A 16,825-nucleotide genomic window follows, 5' to 3' on the forward strand; every position below is an offset into this window, starting at 1 on the left:
ATGTGACTTACAACGCACAGTCGGCTGTGATTTAATCACTTTTAATTGCACACCAACAGGGAAATTGCGTTATGAAAAAGCCAGTTGTATTAGGTTTTGTCTTTGCTTTGTTGTCATCATCTTCTTTTCTGGCTGCGGCGCAGGATAATATTATTCGTGTTGGCTTTAATCCAGGACCCTATAAAGAACAGTTTGAAAAAGGTGTCGCACCTTTTCTGATTAAGAAAGGCTATAAAGTCGAATATAAAGATTTCAGCGATGGTATTCAGGTAAACGATGCGGTTGCCCGTGGCAACATCGAAGCTAATATCATGCAGCACCCGGTGTATTTAAAATCGGTGAATGAACGTCTGGGGATCGACAACATCGGTATCGTGCAGGTGCCCACACCGCCAATGGGGCTGTATGGCGGTAAAATCAAAACGCTGAAAACCCCGGCGGCAGGCACAGTGATTTCTGTTCCTAATCAGCCACCTAATGAATATCGTGCCCTGTTAGTGCTGCAAAGCCTTGGTTGGGTAAAACTCAAACCAGACAGCGACCCGGCCACCTTCTCGCAGCGTAATATCCTCGAAAATCCGTATAAAATTGTCCTCAAAGAGATGGATAACGCCCAGCAGGTACGTGCGCTGCCAGATGTGGATTACGGTTTGATTCAGGGGAATTTTGCCGTCTCCAGCGGCCTGAAACTTAATTCGGCATTACAGCTTGAAACCCCGGTGAGCCAGTTTATAAACGTTGTCACCATCGCCGGGAAAAATAAAGACGCGCAGTTTGCTAAAGATATTGTCGCCGGATATCACTCAGCCGATTTCAAAAATTACATTCTGACTCACGAGCAATATAACGGTTATCTGCAACCTGATTATTTGAAATGAACGATGCAATGATTGAGTTTCGCCATGTCAGTAAAACATTCTCCAGAAAAGGAAACCCGGTTCTGGCATTAAAGGACATTAACCTTAGTATTGCTAAGGGCGATATTTTCGGGATTATTGGTTATAGCGGTGCAGGGAAAAGTACCTTGCTACGTTTAATCAATCGTCTCGAATCGCCAGGCCAGGGAGAGGTGGTCATTAATGGCGAAGTGTTGCAGGAATTTAGCGGTAAGCGTCTGCGTGCCATCAAGAAAGATATTGGCATGATCTTTCAGAACTTTAATTTGCTGAATTCAAAAACGGTTTTTCACAATGTGGCCATTCCGCTCATTTTACAGGGGCGTGATAAGGCGTTTATTCAGGCACGCGTGACGGAGCTGCTGGAGTTCGTCAATCTCAGCGATAAGGTGCATAGCTTCCCGAACGAGTTGTCAGGCGGGCAAAAACAGCGTGTCGGTATCGCCCGTGCGCTGGCGACCAACCCGTCAGTCCTGTTGTGTGATGAGGCGACATCGGCGCTGGATCCCCATACCACAGTGCAGATCTTACTACTGTTGCAGGAGATCAACCGCCGCTATGGCATCACTATCGTGCTGATTACTCACGAAATGTCGGTAATCCAGAAAATCTGTAACAAGGTCGCGGTGATGCAAAACGGCAGCATTGTGGAGCAGGGCGACGTTTTTAACCTGTTTGCCCAGCCGCTGCATCCGGTCACCGCCAGTTTCGTGCAGTCGGTGATTCACGACAAGCTGCCGGAGCGCGTCTCCGCTGTGCTGCAACGGGATAACGGCGCGCAGGCCCTGCGTCTTGAGTTTGTGGGCGCAACGGCGCAACAGCCCATTATCAACCGCATCATCAAGGACTATGCCATCGAGGTGAATATCCTCTTTGCCAGCATGTCCGAAGTCCAGAGCCGCATTCTGGGGTTCATGATCGTACAGATTCTTGGCGAGCCTGAGCAAACCGGGCGCGCCATTGCCCATCTTCGCGACGCAGGAGTGAAAATCACCCATGTTTGATTTTATTGACACCGCTGTCACCGGCGATCAATTCCTGCTGGCATTGCATGACACCCTGGTGATGATCGCTGTTTCGCTAGGTTTCGGTTCGCTGCTCGGTATTCCGCTGGGTATTGTGCTGGTGGTTTGCCGCCCAGGCGGCATTCTGCCCAACCGATTTGTGCACCAGGTGCTGAACCCAACAATCAACGTTGTCCGCTCGCTGCCGTTTATTATTTTGCTGATTACCATTCTGCCCTTCACCCGTCTGGTGGTGGGCACCACTATTGGTACGGCGGGTGCGATTGTGCCGCTGATTGTCTTTATTGCCCCCTATATTTCCCGGCTGGTGGAAAGCTCGCTGCTGGAGGTGGACGAGGGGATCCTCGAAGCCGCCGATGCCATGGGCGCCACCGCTTTACAGACCATCTGGCACTTTATGCTGCCGGAAGCCGCGTCATCTCTGATCCTGGCCCTCACGACCGCCACCATTGGCCTGCTGGGGGCGACCGCCATGGCCGGCACCGTGGGCGGCGGCGGTATCGGCGATTTGGCCATTACCTATGGTTACCAGCGCTTTGATGCCTTCGCCACGCTGGTCACCGCGCTGGTGCTGATTGTCATTGTCCAGCTTATCCAGACCCTCGGAACCCGCTTTGCCCGCCGTATTCGTCGCGAGTAAGGCCGCTATTTCATCTATTCAGGAGATAAACATGCCAGTTGTAGAGAGCTTTACCCTCGACCATACCAAAGTCAAAGCCCCGTATGTCCGCGTGGCAGGTTATGAACGTCACCGGCTTGGCAGCGTGGTGCAGAAGTTTGATTTACGTTTCCTGCAACCTAATGTGGATGCCATTCCCACTGCGGCGCTGCACACCCTGGAGCACCTGCTGGCATTTGGCCTGCGTGAAGAGCTGGAAGGGGTTATCGACATTTCGCCGATGGGCTGCCGCACCGGTTTCTATCTGATCCTGTGGGATGAGCACGATCCGAAACACATCGCCGCGGCGCTGACCCGTGTCTTGCAGCGTGTGCTTACCGCAACGGATGTGCCTGCGGTCACACCGCTTGCCTGCGGCAACTATCGCGATCACTCGCTGTTCTCCGCTCAGGAGTACGCGAAGCTGGTGCTGGAAGCCGGTATCAGTGACGACCCGTTTCGGGAATAAGCGATGATTGCCCTTGATTTTAGCGGCCAGACCGCGGTGGTGACGGGCGGTCTACAGGGCATCGGTAAAGCCATTGCGCAACTGTTGCATCGGGGCGGCGCGAACGTAGTGATCGGTGATATCGCCGCCAGAGCGCGGGAGCAGAGCCTGCGCCAGTTGGTGCTACGTACCGATGTTGCCTCGCGTGAACAGGCCCATCAGCTCATTGGCGCTGCCGTGGAGACTTTCGGCGGCGTGGACATCCTGGTCAACAGTTGCGGCATCTCGGCGATGAGCGCGGTCGATGCCATGAGCGAGGCGGACTGGCAGCGCATCCTGGATGTGAACGTCAAAGCGATTGGCTGGCTCTCTGAGGCGGCCATTCCGCTGATGCGGGCCAGAAAGGCGGGACGTATCATCAACATCGCCTCGCAGGCTGGCAAAAATGGCTACCGGCTAATGGGTCAGTACGTGGCCTCTAAACATGCGGTGCTCGGCCTGACCAAAGTGATGGCCATTGAGCTTGCCCGTGACAATATTCTGGTGAACGCGGTCTGCCCCGGCATTGTCGAGACGGAGATGAAGTGGCGCGAGCGTCGGGAAGGCGCAGAGCTGCGCGGCATGACGCCGGAAGCCATCTATGCCGAAGACTGCTCGCAGGTGTTACTGGGCCGCACGGCGCAGCCAGCCGATGTAGCTGGTGTGGTGGCGTTTTTGGCCAGCCCGCTTGCGGCCTATATGACCGGGCAGGCGATTAACGTGACCGGTGGGATGACGATGCATTAAAAACCTGCCCATCAGGCTATCTCATTTGCCATTTTGGCGCAGGGCAGTGCTCACAATCCTCACGTACTTCATGTACGTTCTGGTTGTTGCGCGCTGTCCGGGTCCAGGCTGCCTGCAACAATAACTGCCTGATTAACAGGTTTTATATCGAGGTATCACCATGAAACCCGAGCAACTTGCGGTAATGCACTGGGGAACCTATCGGGTGACCACCGATGACGGCAAACTGACCGCGGTCAGCCCGGTTGCGTGGGACAGCAACCCGTCACGGATTGGGCAGTCGTTGCCGGGCGCGGTGCAGGGGACATCACGCGTTCGTCGCCCGGCAGTGCGGGAAGGGTTTCTGAAAGGGGGCGCCGCCAGCCGGGAGGGGCGCGGGCGTGAACCCTTTGTCGAAGTGAGCTGGGAGCAGGCGTTGACGCTGGTGGCCGATGAACTCACCAGGGTTAAAGGCGAGCAGGGCAATGCGGCGATTTATGGCGGCTCTTATGGCTGGTCCAGCGCCGGCCGTTTTCATCATGCGCAGAGCCAGCTTCACCGTTTTCTCAATCTCTTTGGCGGCTACACCGGCAGCACCAACACCTACAGTATCGCCGCCGGGGAGCGCATTTTGCCGCATATTCTTGGCGATCTCGACACCTTACAACGCCAGCACACCCACTGGCCGGTACTGGCGGAACACTGCCAACTGTTTGTCGCCATCGGCGGTTTGCCGCTACGTAATGCGCAGGTTAACGGCGGCGGGGCCAACGACCACGCGCTACAGCACTGGTTGCAGACATTGCGCCGCAACGGCACCCGTTTCATCAATATCAGCCCGGTACAAAACGATCTTTCGGCCGTGCCGGATGCCGACTGGCTGGTGGTCAAACCCGGCAGCGATACGGCGTTGCTGCTGGCGCTCTGCCAGGTGCTGATTGCCGACGCGTTATACGACCAGGCCTTTGTCGACAGCCACACGGTCGGGTTCGCGCCATACCGGGATTATCTCTTTGGCCGGGGCGACGGCGTAGTAAAAAGCCCGGAATGGGCCGAGTCCAGAACCGGACTCGCTGCCGGGGTGATTCGCCAGTTGGCACATGAGATGGCACAGCATCGCACGATGATCAACATTGCCTGGTCGGTTCAGCGAGCCCGTCAGGGGGAACAGGCTTTCTGGGCGACAGTGGCGTTAACCGCACTGTTGGGGCAGATTGGCACTCCCGGCGGTGGGCTGGGCTTCGGCTACGCCTCAACCAACCTGGCGGGGGCCGACCGTCGCGTCTTTTCCGGCCCGCGTTTGCCCCAGGGGCGCAATCCGGTTGAGGGCAAAATCCCGGTCGCTCGTTTTTCCGACATGTTGCTGCACCCCGGCGAACCCTATGAATTTGACGGGCAGACCCACCTTTACCCCGATATTCGCTTTGTCTACTGGGCGGGCGGCAATGTCTTTCATCACCATCAGGATCTGAACAAGCTGGTACGCGCCTGGCGGCGCCCGGAAACCATTTTGGTCCACGAGCAGTACTGGACCGCACAGGCTAAATTCGCCGATATCGTCCTGCCCGCCACCACTTCGCTTGAGCGGGAGGATATCGGTAGCGCCAGCAACGACGGTTTTATGATTGCCATGCGCCAGCATATTGCGCCGTTTGCCGATGCGCGTGACGACTATGCCATTTTCAGCGGGCTGGCGGCCCGTCTCGGGTTTGGTGAGGCTTACACCGAAGGGCGGGACGCCAGAGCATGGCTGGAGGAGATGTATGAACAGTCGCGCCCCCGTGCCGAGGCCGACGGGATCGCGCTCCCGGCCTTCGATGCGTTTTGGCAGCAGGGTGTTCTGGAATTTTCACGCCCCGCCCGGCCGCAGATCTTGCTTAAAGATTTTCGCGACGACCCGCTGAACGCGCCCCTTACCACCCCTTCCGGCAAAATTGAGCTTTTTTCGCAGACCATTGCCGATTTTGGCTACGAAGAGTGTCCGGGGCATCCGTACTGGCACGAGCCGGAGGCGCAATATCAGCAGGCGGTCGCCCGCGAATGGCCGCTGCATTTGCTCTCCAGCCAACCGCGTACCCGCCTGCACAGCCAGTACGACCACGGCAGCGTAAGTCGGGAGACCAAAATTGCCGGGCGTGAACCTCTGTGGATGCATCCGCATGATGCCGCTGAGCGCGACATTCACGACGGCGAAGTGGTGAAAGTGTTCAATACGCGAGGTGCGTTACTGGCTGGGGTGAAACTGAGCGAGGCCATCCGGCCCGGCGTGGTGCAGATGTCCACCGGCGCCTGGTATGATCCGCAGAATACAGAAGATGCGCAGCCACTCGATAAACATGGCAATCCCAACGTTTTAACAGAAGATCGCGGCAGTTCGCGTCTGGGACAAGGATGCAGCGCGCAGAGTTGTCGGGTGGACGTGGTGAAGTTTGAAGGGCCGTTACCGGCGATAACGGCCTGGGAACCGCCTGTTTTTGTCACGCTCGCGCAACAAAAACAGGCCTGATGCCTTACTGAACGGCGGCGAAGGCTGAGGCCACGCGACCGATATTGCTGTGGTTAAGGCCCGCCACGCAGACGCGGCCGCTGGCAATCAGGTAGACCCCAAAGGCTTCGCGCAGTTTATCCACCTGTTCAGCGCTGAACCCGGTGTAACTGAACATCCCGCGCTGGGTCAGCAGGTAGGTAAAGTCGTGCGTCGGCAGGGCATCTTTGAGGACATCCACCAGCGCCATGCGCATTTCGCTGATACGGGTGCGCATGGCGTCCACTTCGGCACGCCACAGGGCGTTAAGCTCCGGGTCATTGAGCACCGTGGAGACGACCTGCGCGCCAAAATTCGGCGGGCTGGAGTAGTTGCGACGTACGGTGGCTTTCAACTGGCCCAGCACGCGTCCGGCGGCGTCAGCATCTTCACACACCACGGACAGCCCACCCACGCGCTCGCCATACAGCGAGAATATTTTGGAGAAGGAGTTGCTGACCAGCGCAGGCAGGCCGGTGCTGGCGATAGCGCGAATGGCGTAGGCATCATCTTCCAGACCCGCGCCAAAGCCCTGATAGGCAATGTCGAGGAACGGGATCAGATCGCGGGAAATCAGCACCTCAATCACTTCATCCCACTGCGCATTCGTCAGATCCGCGCCCGTCGGGTTGTGGCAGCACGGGTGGAGCAGCACGATACTGCGCGGCGGCAGTTGTTTTAAGCTGTTGAGCATGCCGCTGAAATCGACACCGCGCGTGGCGTTATCGAAGTACGGGTAGGTGTGAACCTTAAACCCGGCACCGGCAAAAATAGCGATATGGTTTTCCCAGGTCGGATCGCTGACCCACACCCCGGAGTCCGGGAAGTAGCGTTTCAGGAAATCGGCACCCACTTTCAGCGCGCCGGAACCGCCCAGCGTCTGGATGGTGGCGATACGCCCGGCGTTCAGTGCCGGATGGTTGTCGCCAAACAGCAGCGTCTGAATGGCGCTGCGATAAGGGGCGAAACCTTCCATCGGCAGATAGAGGCTGGCTTTTTGCGGCTGGCTCTGCAGGCGGGTTTCGGCCTGTTGTACTGCCTTAAGGCAAGGAATGATAGCCTGCTCGTCATAATACAGCCCGATGCTAAGGTTCACTTTGTCAGTACGGGTGTCCTGATGGAAAGTCTCCATCAACGACAGGATAGGGTCGCCCGCGTAGGCGTCAACGTTCTGGAACACAGTCACTACTCCTGATATTACTGTCAGAGGTCAATCCATTACACCGCATAGCGTCCCGGGCGGTGGTTCATGGCAATAATGGAATTCAGAATCACGGCGCCCACAATGGAGGCCGCCAGCATCGGCAGGCTCACGAAGAACAGCGATGCGGTCACGATACAGGCATCGACCACCATCTGGAATTTACCGGCGCGGATACCGCTTTTATCCTGCAGATAGAGCGCCAGAATATTCACGCCGCCGAGACTCGCTTTATGACGGAACAGCACCACAAAACCAATGCCGACCATGATGTTGCCAAACAGCGTGGCGTAGTAGGGGTTAAGCTGATCGAAATGGATAAAGCGCCCGTGCAGATCGGAGAACAACGATACCAGCGCCACGGCGCAGAACGTTTTCAGCGTGAACTGCATGCCCATCCGGCGAACAGAGAGCCAGTAAAAGGGCAGGTTGATCAAAAAGAACGCCACGCCAAACGGCAGGTGAGTCGCGTAATGGATCAGAAAAGCGATACCCGCCGTACCGCCAGTGAGCGCGCCCGCCTGGCGAAACATTATCACGCCAAAAGAGATCATTAGCGTACCGAACAGCAGCGCCAGCGCATCTTCCAGCCAGGTATGAGCAAGTTTATTGGGAGTCAGGACGTTATCCATAAGAAAGTACGATTCAACAATTGCTAAAGATAAGAAATATCCTGCAAAAAACGCACCAGATCCGCTTCCTGATGCGACTGAATGGAGGAAAAACAGGCGGCCATATCGCTAACGTATTGATATGGCAAAAAGAGAAGATTGCGTGTTTTGTGCGTTTTCACGCTGTTATTCGGTTGAGGTGTGTATTTTTGTCTCACCGGATACATTAATTAACCGATTGATTGCACCAAAATAAGGCGTGTCGCCCTGTATTAGGGCGCAAGACCACTGCCCGGCATCAACTGGCCATTCTCTTTCAGGCGGTTAAGGACAACTGAAGTTTTCAAATGAGCGACCCCTTTATTTTGCGCCAGAATATGGCTGATTAAATGGCTCAGACCTGGCAAATCCGGCACGGCTACCCTGAGCAGGTAATCGGCATCGCCCGTGGTTTTCCAGGCATCCAGAATCGCGTCCACTTCGCTCACCATCTGGTGGAAACTTTCCACATACTCCTGCGTGTGGTTTAAAAGACGTACCTCAATCAGACCCAGCATCTCGCGCCCGGCGGCATCCGGTGCAAGCCGCGCATGGTAGCCCAGAATCAGTTGCGCCTGCTCCAGCGCGATACGACGCCGTGAACACTGGGAAGCAGAAAGGCCGATGAGATCGCTCAGCTCCTGGTTAGTTAAACGGCCATTGGCCTGCAACAAGGTGAGGATTTTCAGATCAAAGTCGTCGATGTTATACATGTGCGCCAATACCGGAACGAAAGAGTGGCTACCAGACTAACAGCTTTTTTGATGACGAGAAGTCTGACGGCGCTGCGCTTTTTTCCGCTGCACCAAAACGGTTCGTTTTCATGCATGCAGAGGCTGTTTTTCTCATACATCGTGCGATTTAAGCGTACTTATTGCGCGAAGTTGCTGAAAATTCAATCGCCGCGCTCAAGCTGTGGATGCGACTGGAAATTTATATCTCCAGCTTATTCAGATAGTTAGCCTACCATTGTCGTGTTCTCCCCGCTGGCTGGCCTGAAAGTTGCTCTGGCCGAAGGTGACGTTTACAGACAGGGGAGAGGTCAGAGGTGGCAGCACAACACACTAACGAATTAAAACGCGGGTTAAAAAACCGTCATATCCAGTTGATTGCGCTCGGTGGGGCCGTAGGCACCGGACTTTTTTTAGGCATTGCGCAGACCATTCGCATGGCCGGGCCGTCGGTACTGTTGGGGTACGCCATCGCCGGGGTGATTGCTTTTTTCATTATGCGCCAGCTCGGTGAAATGGTGGTTGAAGAGCCAGTGGCGGGCTCTTTCAGCCATTTTGCCAACCGCTACTGGGGACCTTTTGCCGGGTTTATGTCCGGCTGGAACTACTGGGTGCTCTATGTGCTGGTGAGTATGGCGGAACTGACGGCGGTTGGGATTTATATTCAATACTGGTGGCCCGACGTGCCAACGTGGGTCTCAGCGGCCATTTTCTTTGTGGCAATTAACGCCATCAACCTGACGAACGTCAAAGTGTACGGCGAGATGGAGTTCTGGTTCTCCATTATCAAAGTTGCGGCCATCATCAGCATGATTGCTTTTGGCGGCTATCTTTTGTTTAGCGGCAGCGGTGGTCCGGATGCATCGGTGGCGAACTTGTGGCAGGACGGTGGATTCTTCCCGAATGGCATCAGTGGCCTGGTCATGGCGATGGCGGTGATCATGTTCTCCTTTGGCGGTCTGGAGCTGGTGGGGATCACGGCGGCAGAGGCCGACGATCCGCAAAAGAGCATTCCCAAAGCCACTAATCAGGTTATCTACCGTATTCTGCTGTTTTATGTGGGTTCACTGGCCGTTTTGCTGTCGCTCTATCCGTGGAAAAACGTGGTGGAAGGCGGCAGCCCGTTCGTCCTGATTTTCCATGCGCTGGACAGCAACATCGTCGCGAACGCCCTCAATCTGGTGGTGCTCTCCGCCGCGCTGTCGGTCTATAACAGTTGTGTTTACTGCAATAGCCGCATGCTGTTTGGCCTGGCGCAGCAGGGTAACGCGCCGCGTTCGCTGCTCAAGGTGAACCGCCGGGGGATCCCGCTGACCGCGCTGGGGGTATCGGCTTTGGCCACGGCGCTGTGCGTGCTGATCAACTATGTAATGCCGGGCAAAGCCTTTGAATTGCTGATGGCGCTCGTGGTGGCGGCCCTGGTGATCAACTGGGCGATGATTTGTATCACCCACCTGAAATTCCGTCTCGCCATGCAAAAAGCCGGAAAAACCACCGCTTTTCAAAGCCTCGGTTATCCGCTGACTAACATCATTTGCCTGCTTTTCCTGGCAGGGATCCTGGTGGTGATGTTTATGACGCCGGGGATCCGTATCTCTGTATGTCTGATCCCGGCATGGCTGCTGGTGCTGGGGGCGGGCTATATGTTGAAGAAAAAACGCGCCGCCGCCGTTCTGGTAGCGGAAGTGAATCAAGGCTAAAGGTGATGATGCCGGAGCGATGCTCCGGCATCAAAGTGGAAAACGGGTGGGGAACGTCACCAGCCCTATTCGGAATAAACCTGTGAGATCAGGATGTTGTCGATAGCCTGCCTGACATAAGAAATGGTGGTGTGTGGCCGCACACATTGCGGCGGCGGTCACTGTTTCACCATCCTCAAGCCCCTGGCGGCAGGCTGTAAAAGCCATCCATCCTGTGCCCGTGCGTTTGAACATACATATCTGATTGCCTTTCCTGAGCAGGATAAAACCGCAACAGAAAGGCAGTATCTTTCTCTTTTCATTTGCCTCGACCTTGTATGTACATTGACTGTGTATAAATACAGTTACTGAACACACATAAGAGACGGGCCGCAATTCAAATAATAATGCTGGCTGGATGGTTGAGCGCAGATAAGCCTTCTGCATTGTTTTAAAATGATCGGACGATGATCAGAAGAAATCCCGGACACTTGCCGGTTATAGATATCTATTTAATTAATATTGAGCGCCATCCGCGGAATATTAAACCAGAAAAAATAAAAATATTGGCATAGTATAAATAAAATGAGTGGGCGGGCGGCTCCGTTTACGGCCTCTTTTTATTGCTGTATAACGGAAATGCTTAGCATGAAAACTATCGCAACATAATAAGATCGAACGGCAAAACAAAGGGTAAGGTTAAGGTAATGTCAGACGAGAGAATCTCCGATAAAGTCAAAAATGTGCAGTCATCTGCCATCCGCGAATTATTAAAACACAGCAAAATGGAAGGGGTTATCTCTCTTGGCGGGGGCATTCCTAATCCTGATCTCTTTGATCGCGAAGGGCTCCAGATGGCGATGGATAAAGTGTTATCCGTTTCCTGGAAAGATGCTTTTCAATATGGCCTGAGCGAAGGCAGCCCGGATTTGCGTGAGGCAATTTGCCAGCTTCTGGAACAGCGTCTGATTACCTGTAACCCTGATGAAGTCGTGATTACCTCCGGTTCTCAGCAGTCTCTGGATATGCTCGCCCGCGTGCTGATTAACCCTGGCGATGTCATTGTTGTGGAGAGACCCACCTATCTGGCCGCGTTGCAGGTTTTCCATCTGGCGGAAGCTCAGCTTGCATCTGTTGGTACAGACGGAGAAGGCATGAAGGTTGATGAGCTGGAAGAGCTGGTCAAAACCACCACCATCAAAGCCGTTTATATTGTGCCGACCTTCGGCAACCCTGGCGGGGTCACACTCTCTGATGAGCGCCGCAAAAAGCTGGTGGCGCTCTCTAAGCGCTATAACTTTGTCATTATCGAAGATGATCCCTATAGCGAAATTAATTTTACCGACAAACTGTTCAAGCCATTAACTGCCTGGGCAAAAGAGATAGACAACAGCGAGAACGTTATTTACACCTCGACGTTTTCCAAAATTCTGGCGCCGGGTGCGCGCGTCGGCTGGGTTGTTGCGCCGGAGTGGATTAAAAAGCAGATTGTGACCCTGAAACAGGCCACGGATTTGCATACCAGCTCCCTGTCGCAGTCGCTGGCCTATCACTATTTGCAGACGGGCCGCCTGCCTGAGCAGTTAAAAATTATCCGCGCTTCTTATAAAGATAAATGTCAGGTGTTATGCGAAGAGATCGAACGTGAACTGGGCGAGCATCTGACCTTTCACCGTCCGCAAGGGGGCATGTTCCTGTGGGCCAAATTTAAGTACGAGAAGAACACCACCGACTGGCTGAAAAAGACGCTGGCGAATGGCGTGGTCTATGTGCCGGGCGAGTTCTTCTATGCGGATAACCCGGATGCATCGACGCTGCGTATGTCTTATGTGTCAGTGGCGGATGAAAATCTCAGAAAAGCCGTCGCCCGCCTCAAAGCCTCTCTTGAATAAGTTCAGACATAAAAAAACCATGTATCCCATCAGGGATACATGGTGAGTAAAGGGTTTATATCCCTATTCGCTGACATAAATGTGCCCGAGTGCGAACAGGTATTAAAACCAATCATCTAAATGCTTCGAGAATACTTCTACAACAAGCTGTAAAAGTATTTCTACATAATGATTTTATTGTCCCTCTGCGTCAAATTCAAATCTTGAATCATATGATTCAAAAATAAGATAAATAACGCTCTGGATGTTTATCTGAATCCACTTTGGTAGATAGTGATACGGGATTTTTTAAATAACTTATTATTTACAGAGAGTTACGGGTTTTTTATGTCATCGTGTAAAGGTTAACTCGTTGCATTATTAGTGACAGGGATCGCATATTAATAAATGCAGAATAAATGACTTTAATTATTTTTGGGTCGTTGATGTTTTATTTAATTTCATATCAAAGCCACCCTTCGTCTTTACATAAAAGCCACAAACGCATATCAAATTCCAGTTGATGATACTGAGGCTCCATATGGCAACATAATTGATAAAACGCTTTGTTGTGCTCTTTCTCTTTCAGGTGCGCCAGTTCATGCACCACGATCATACGCAGAAAGGCTTCCGGTGCCTGGCGAAAAACGGTGGCGACGCGGATTTCTGCTTTCGCTTTGAGCTTACCGCCCTGCACGCGCGACACCGCGGTATGCAGCCCTAACGCGTTTTTGAGCACATGGATTTTGCTGTCATAAGCGACTTTGTTGATTTGCGGCGCGTTACGCAAAAACTGATTTTTAAAATCCTGCGTATAAACATAGAGCGCTTTATCGGTCGTGATGTCGTGCGTATCGGGGTAACGCTTGAGTAAAACCTCGCTCAGCCGATTTTGCGCGATCAGCGTTTGTACCTGTGCCAGCAGTGATTCGGGGTAACCCTGCAAATAAGTGAGTGTTGTCATGTTTAAGGGGTTTACAACTCCGGATAATTAAGCGATAAAACGCGCGAATTCTAGCACCCCGGAGGGTCGATGGGCCAGGTTGAGTTAATTGGACAGTCATTTGCATTAGAGCGTTTCCCACCCAATGCCGAAGAAGCGTCGTTACAGGCGTGGGATGCGGCAGATGAATATCTGCTAAATCAGGTAAATGAGACCGAAGGCACGACGCTCATCTTTAACGATAGCTTCGGCGCGTTGGCCTGTGCCCTGGCGGAATATCGTCCTGTCAGCGTGAATGACTCGTTTATCGCGGAGCAGGCTACCCGCCATAACCTGCGTCTGAACGGGATGGACGAAGACGCCGTAACTTTCCTGGATAGTCTGAGCGAACTGCCGGCTGCCCCTGCGCGCGTGCTGATTAAAGTACCCAAACAGCTTGCGCTGCTGGAGCAACAGCTTTGTGCGTTGCGTCGCGTCGTGACCCCACAAACGCAGATTATCGCCGGTGCCAAAGCGCGTGATATTCACAACTCCACCATGGCGTTGTTTGAAAAATACCTCGGCCCGACCACTACGTCGCTGGCGTGGAAAAAAGCGCGTCTGATCCACTGTACTTTTACTGCTCCGGCGGTAGCTGATGCGCCGCAGACCTATGACTGGCAATTAGAGGGAACGGACTGGACCATCCATAACCATGCGAATGTATTTTCACGCAGCGGGCTGGACATTGGTGCGCGTCTTTTCCTCAAGCATTTGCCGGAAAACGTGGAAGGGGAGATGGTCGATCTCGGCTGTGGTAACGGCGTGATTGGTCTGCAACTGCTGGCGCAGAACCCGCAGGCGCGTGTGCTCTTTACCGACGAATCCCATATGGCCGTGGCCTCCAGCCGCCTGAATGTGGAACGTAACATGCCGGACGCGCTGGAGCGTAGCGAGTTTATGGTCAATAACGGGCTGTCGGGTATTGAACCGGACCGTTTTGATGTGGTGCTGTGCAATCCGCCGTTCCATCAGCAAAGCGCCATCACCGATCATATTGCCTGGCAGATGTTCCACGATGCTCGCCGCAGCCTGAAATATGGCGGTGAATTAATTGTGGTGGGCAACCGTCATCTTGATTATTTCCGTAAGCTTAAGAAGATTTTTAGTAACTGCAGCAACGTGGCGTCTAACGGTAAGTTTGTGGTGCTAAAAGCGGTGAAATTGCGCAGACAGCGCTGATTTTCCCCCGGTGGCGCTGCGCTTACCGGGGCTACAAAAGCGCGCCCGAATACCGGAAACAACCCCTGGCCCGGATAAGGCGCTTGCGCCGCCATCCGGGTCGTCATAACACATCAAATCGTCAGCGCTAACGTCGTGCCCTGGGCTATCGCCCGGCGGGCATCAAGCTCCATTGCCACATCGCAGCCGCCAATCAAATGCACCGTTTTTCCCGCTGCCTGTAACGGCTCTGCCAGCTCGCGGCGCGGCTCCTGGCCTGCACACAGGATCACATTGTCTACCGCCAGCAACTGCGGTTCGCCGCCGATCAAGACATGCAGCCCCTCGTCGTCGATCTTCTGATAACTGACCGCCGGGATCATTTTCACCCCGCGCGACAGCAGGGTGGTACGGTGGATCCAGCCGGTGGTTTTCCCCAGACCTTCACCCGGTTTGCTGGCTTTACGCTGGAGCATCACGATCTTACGCGGACTTTTCGGCAACTGTGGGCCTTCCGGGCGCAAACCGCCCACATGGTTGAGGCTGGTATCGATGCCCCATTCCACACAAAATTCTGCGATATTCTGGCTGGTGGGTTCGCCCGGCTGGCTAAGATACATCGCGGTATCAAAACCAATTCCCCCGCAGCCGATAATCGCCACCTTCTCGCCGACCGGCACTTTATCGCGCAAAACGTCAAGGTAACTCAGCACCTTAGGATGGGTGATCCCCTCGATCTCCGGCGTGCGCGGCACAATGCCGCTGGCGAGGATCACCTCGTCAAAGGCTTCCAGCATGGTAGGCTGCACAAACTGATTGAGCCGTAACGTTACGCCGGTGATGTCGATCATTTTGCGGTAGTAGCGCAGGGTTTCGTAGAACTCCTCTTTGCCGGGGATCTGTTTGGCGATATTGAACTGACCGCCAATCTCGGCAGCCGCATCAAACAACGTCACGCTATGTCCACGGGCAGCGGCGTTGACGGCAAAGGCCAGACCGGCGGGACCTGCGCCAATCACGGCCAGCGTTTTCTGGCGGGTGGCTGGTGTGAGCGGCATTTTGGTTTCGTGGCAGGCGCGCGGGTTGACCAGGCACGAGGTCACTTTGCCCACGAAGATCTGATCGAGGCAGGCCTGGTTGCAGCCGATGCAGGTGTTGATCTCATCAGCGCGACCGCTTTGCGCTTTGGAAAGGATCCCGGCATCGGCAAGGAACGGGCGCGCCATCGACACCATATCGGCATCGCCGCGAGAGAGAATATCGTCTGCCACCTGCGGATCGTTAATGCGGTTGGTGGTGACCAGCGGGATGCCCACTTTGCCTTTCAGCTTGCGGGTAACCCAACTGAATGCCGCGCGCGGCACCGGGGTGGCAATGGTCGGGATACGGGCTTCGTGCCAGCCGATACCGGTGTTGATGATGGTCGCGCCCGCCGCTTCAACGGCGTTCGCCAGTTGGACGGTTTCCTCAAAGACGCCGCCGCCTTCCACCAGGTCGAGCATCGACAGGCGGTAGATAACAATAAAATCACGGCCTACCCGTTCACGCACCGCCCTGACCACTTCCACGGCAAAGCGCATTCGCCGGGCGTAATCGCCGCCCCATTCGTCTTCCCGCTGGTTGGTGCGTGCGGCGAGAAACTCGTTAATCAAATAGCCTTCTGAGCCCATCACTTCCACGCCGTCATAACCGGCCTGCTGTGCCAGATGTGCACAGCGGGCAAAGTCGTCGATCAGCGCCAGGATTTCGTCATGACGCAGAGCGTGCGGGGTAAAACGGTTAATCGGCGCCTGAATGGCGGACGGCGCCACCAGGTTTGGCTGAAAGCTGTAACGCCCGGTATGCAAAATTTGCAGGGCGATTTTGCCGCCTTCCTGATGTACGGCATCGGTTATCAGGCGATGATGCGGAAGCTGATGTTCATCGTTAAGTACCGCACCACCCTGCATCGTTACGCCCGAAAGCGCCGGCGCCACACCGCCGGTGACAATCAGCGCCACACCATGGCGTGCTCGTTCGGCATAGAAGGCCGCCAGCCGGGCCGCGCCGTCAGGGCGCTCTTCCAGACCGGTGTGCATTGACCCCATTAATACGCGGTTCTTTAACGTAGTAAAACCCAAATCCAGTGGGGCAAATAACGACGGGTAATGGCTCATATCGCTTCCAGTGTTAATTTTTTGTTATGTGGTCGGATGAGTTGTAATTTAGCGTTTGGCGGAGAAAAGGGAAAAGGG

General features: G+C 54.5%; 14 protein-coding genes. 9 read left to right on the top strand and 5 right to left on the bottom strand.

All coding sequences use genetic code 11. The features are described 5' to 3' along the window. Positions 1-71: 71 nt before the first annotated feature. The 6 genes from C5523_RS03445 to C5523_RS03475 all read left to right on the top strand — a co-directional run bounded on the left by C5523_RS03445 (position 72) and on the right by C5523_RS03475 (position 6,298). Positions 72-878: a MetQ/NlpA family ABC transporter substrate-binding protein gene (locus C5523_RS03445; RefSeq protein WP_039077532.1), complete on the top strand. Its 807-nt coding sequence runs from the start codon at positions 72-74 to the stop codon at positions 876-878. Positions 879-886: 8 nt separating this feature from the next. Further along, entirely contained in the window at positions 887-1,900 is a 1,014-nt protein-coding gene (locus C5523_RS03450; protein WP_108702281.1) for a methionine ABC transporter ATP-binding protein, read from the top strand. Then, the gene (locus C5523_RS03455) at positions 1,893-2,561 is read left to right on the top strand and encodes a methionine ABC transporter permease (protein WP_039077534.1); all 669 of its coding nucleotides are present in this window, start codon (positions 1,893-1,895) and stop codon (positions 2,559-2,561) included. Before C5523_RS03450 ends, C5523_RS03455 begins: the two co-directional genes overlap by 8 nt. Positions 2,562-2,592: 31 nt before the next feature. Next, positions 2,593-3,048, top strand: coding sequence for an S-ribosylhomocysteine lyase (locus tag C5523_RS03460; RefSeq protein WP_039077535.1), 456 nt, complete (start codon positions 2,593-2,595; stop codon positions 3,046-3,048). Between the two features lie 3 nt (positions 3,049-3,051). Then, positions 3,052-3,813 carry an SDR family NAD(P)-dependent oxidoreductase gene (locus tag C5523_RS03465; RefSeq protein WP_108700584.1) on the top strand — a complete coding sequence of 254 codons (762 nt, stop codon included), beginning with the start codon at positions 3,052-3,054 and terminating at the stop codon, positions 3,811-3,813. Between the two features lie 160 nt (positions 3,814-3,973). After that, the gene (locus tag C5523_RS03475; RefSeq protein ID WP_108700586.1) at positions 3,974-6,298 is read left to right on the top strand and encodes a molybdopterin-dependent oxidoreductase; all 2,325 of its coding nucleotides are present in this window, start codon (positions 3,974-3,976) and stop codon (positions 6,296-6,298) included. A 4-nt stretch (positions 6,299-6,302) separates the two neighbouring features. On the opposite strand, the gene C5523_RS03480 is transcribed toward C5523_RS03475, so the two are convergent. The 3 genes from C5523_RS03480 to C5523_RS03490 form a co-directional block, all read right to left on the bottom strand. Next, positions 6,303-7,496, bottom strand: a complete 1,194-nt coding sequence (locus tag C5523_RS03480; RefSeq protein WP_107223823.1) for an amino acid aminotransferase — start codon at positions 7,494-7,496, stop codon at positions 6,303-6,305. A 38-nt stretch (positions 7,497-7,534) separates the two neighbouring features. Then, positions 7,535-8,149, bottom strand: a complete 615-nt coding sequence (locus C5523_RS03485; RefSeq protein WP_039077539.1) for a YitT family protein — start codon at positions 8,147-8,149, stop codon at positions 7,535-7,537. 251 nt (positions 8,150-8,400) lie between these two features. Further along, the gene (locus C5523_RS03490; protein WP_039077540.1) at positions 8,401-8,880 is read right to left on the bottom strand and encodes an Lrp/AsnC family transcriptional regulator; all 480 of its coding nucleotides are present in this window, start codon (positions 8,878-8,880) and stop codon (positions 8,401-8,403) included. Between the two features lie 335 nt (positions 8,881-9,215). On the opposite strand from C5523_RS03490, the gene C5523_RS03495 reads away from it, so the two are divergent. Both C5523_RS03495 and C5523_RS03505 read left to right on the top strand, forming a co-directional pair. Further along, entirely contained in the window at positions 9,216-10,598 is a 1,383-nt protein-coding gene (locus tag C5523_RS03495) for an amino acid permease (RefSeq protein ID WP_107223824.1), read from the top strand. A 686-nt stretch (positions 10,599-11,284) separates the two neighbouring features. Beyond that, complete coding sequence (locus C5523_RS03505; RefSeq protein ID WP_039077542.1) at positions 11,285-12,469, top strand: PLP-dependent aminotransferase family protein; 1,185 nt, start codon at positions 11,285-11,287, stop codon at positions 12,467-12,469. A 445-nt stretch (positions 12,470-12,914) separates the two neighbouring features. Here C5523_RS03505 and C5523_RS03510 read toward each other — a convergent pair whose 3' ends face one another. Beyond that, positions 12,915-13,412 (bottom strand): M48 family metallopeptidase, encoded by a 498-nt coding sequence (locus C5523_RS03510; protein WP_039077543.1) that lies wholly within the window; start codon positions 13,410-13,412, stop codon positions 12,915-12,917. Positions 13,413-13,481: 69 nt separating this feature from the next. Here C5523_RS03510 and rlmG point away from each other — a divergent pair, with 69 nt between their 5' ends. Continuing rightward, positions 13,482-14,612: a 23S rRNA (guanine(1835)-N(2))-methyltransferase RlmG gene (gene rlmG, locus C5523_RS03515; protein ID WP_079497075.1), complete on the top strand. Its 1,131-nt coding sequence runs from the start codon at positions 13,482-13,484 to the stop codon at positions 14,610-14,612. Positions 14,613-14,725: 113 nt separating this feature from the next. On the opposite strand, the gene C5523_RS03520 is transcribed toward rlmG, so the two are convergent. Further along, a complete protein-coding gene (locus C5523_RS03520; protein WP_108700587.1) occupies positions 14,726-16,747 on the bottom strand; it encodes an NADPH-dependent 2,4-dienoyl-CoA reductase in 2,022 nt (673 codons plus the stop codon). Between the last annotated feature and the right edge of the window lie 78 nt (positions 16,748-16,825).

Origin of the sequence: Phytobacter sp. SCO41, assembly GCF_003073275.1 — a bacterium.
GTDB lineage: Bacteria > Pseudomonadota > Gammaproteobacteria > Enterobacterales > Enterobacteriaceae > Phytobacter > Phytobacter diazotrophicus.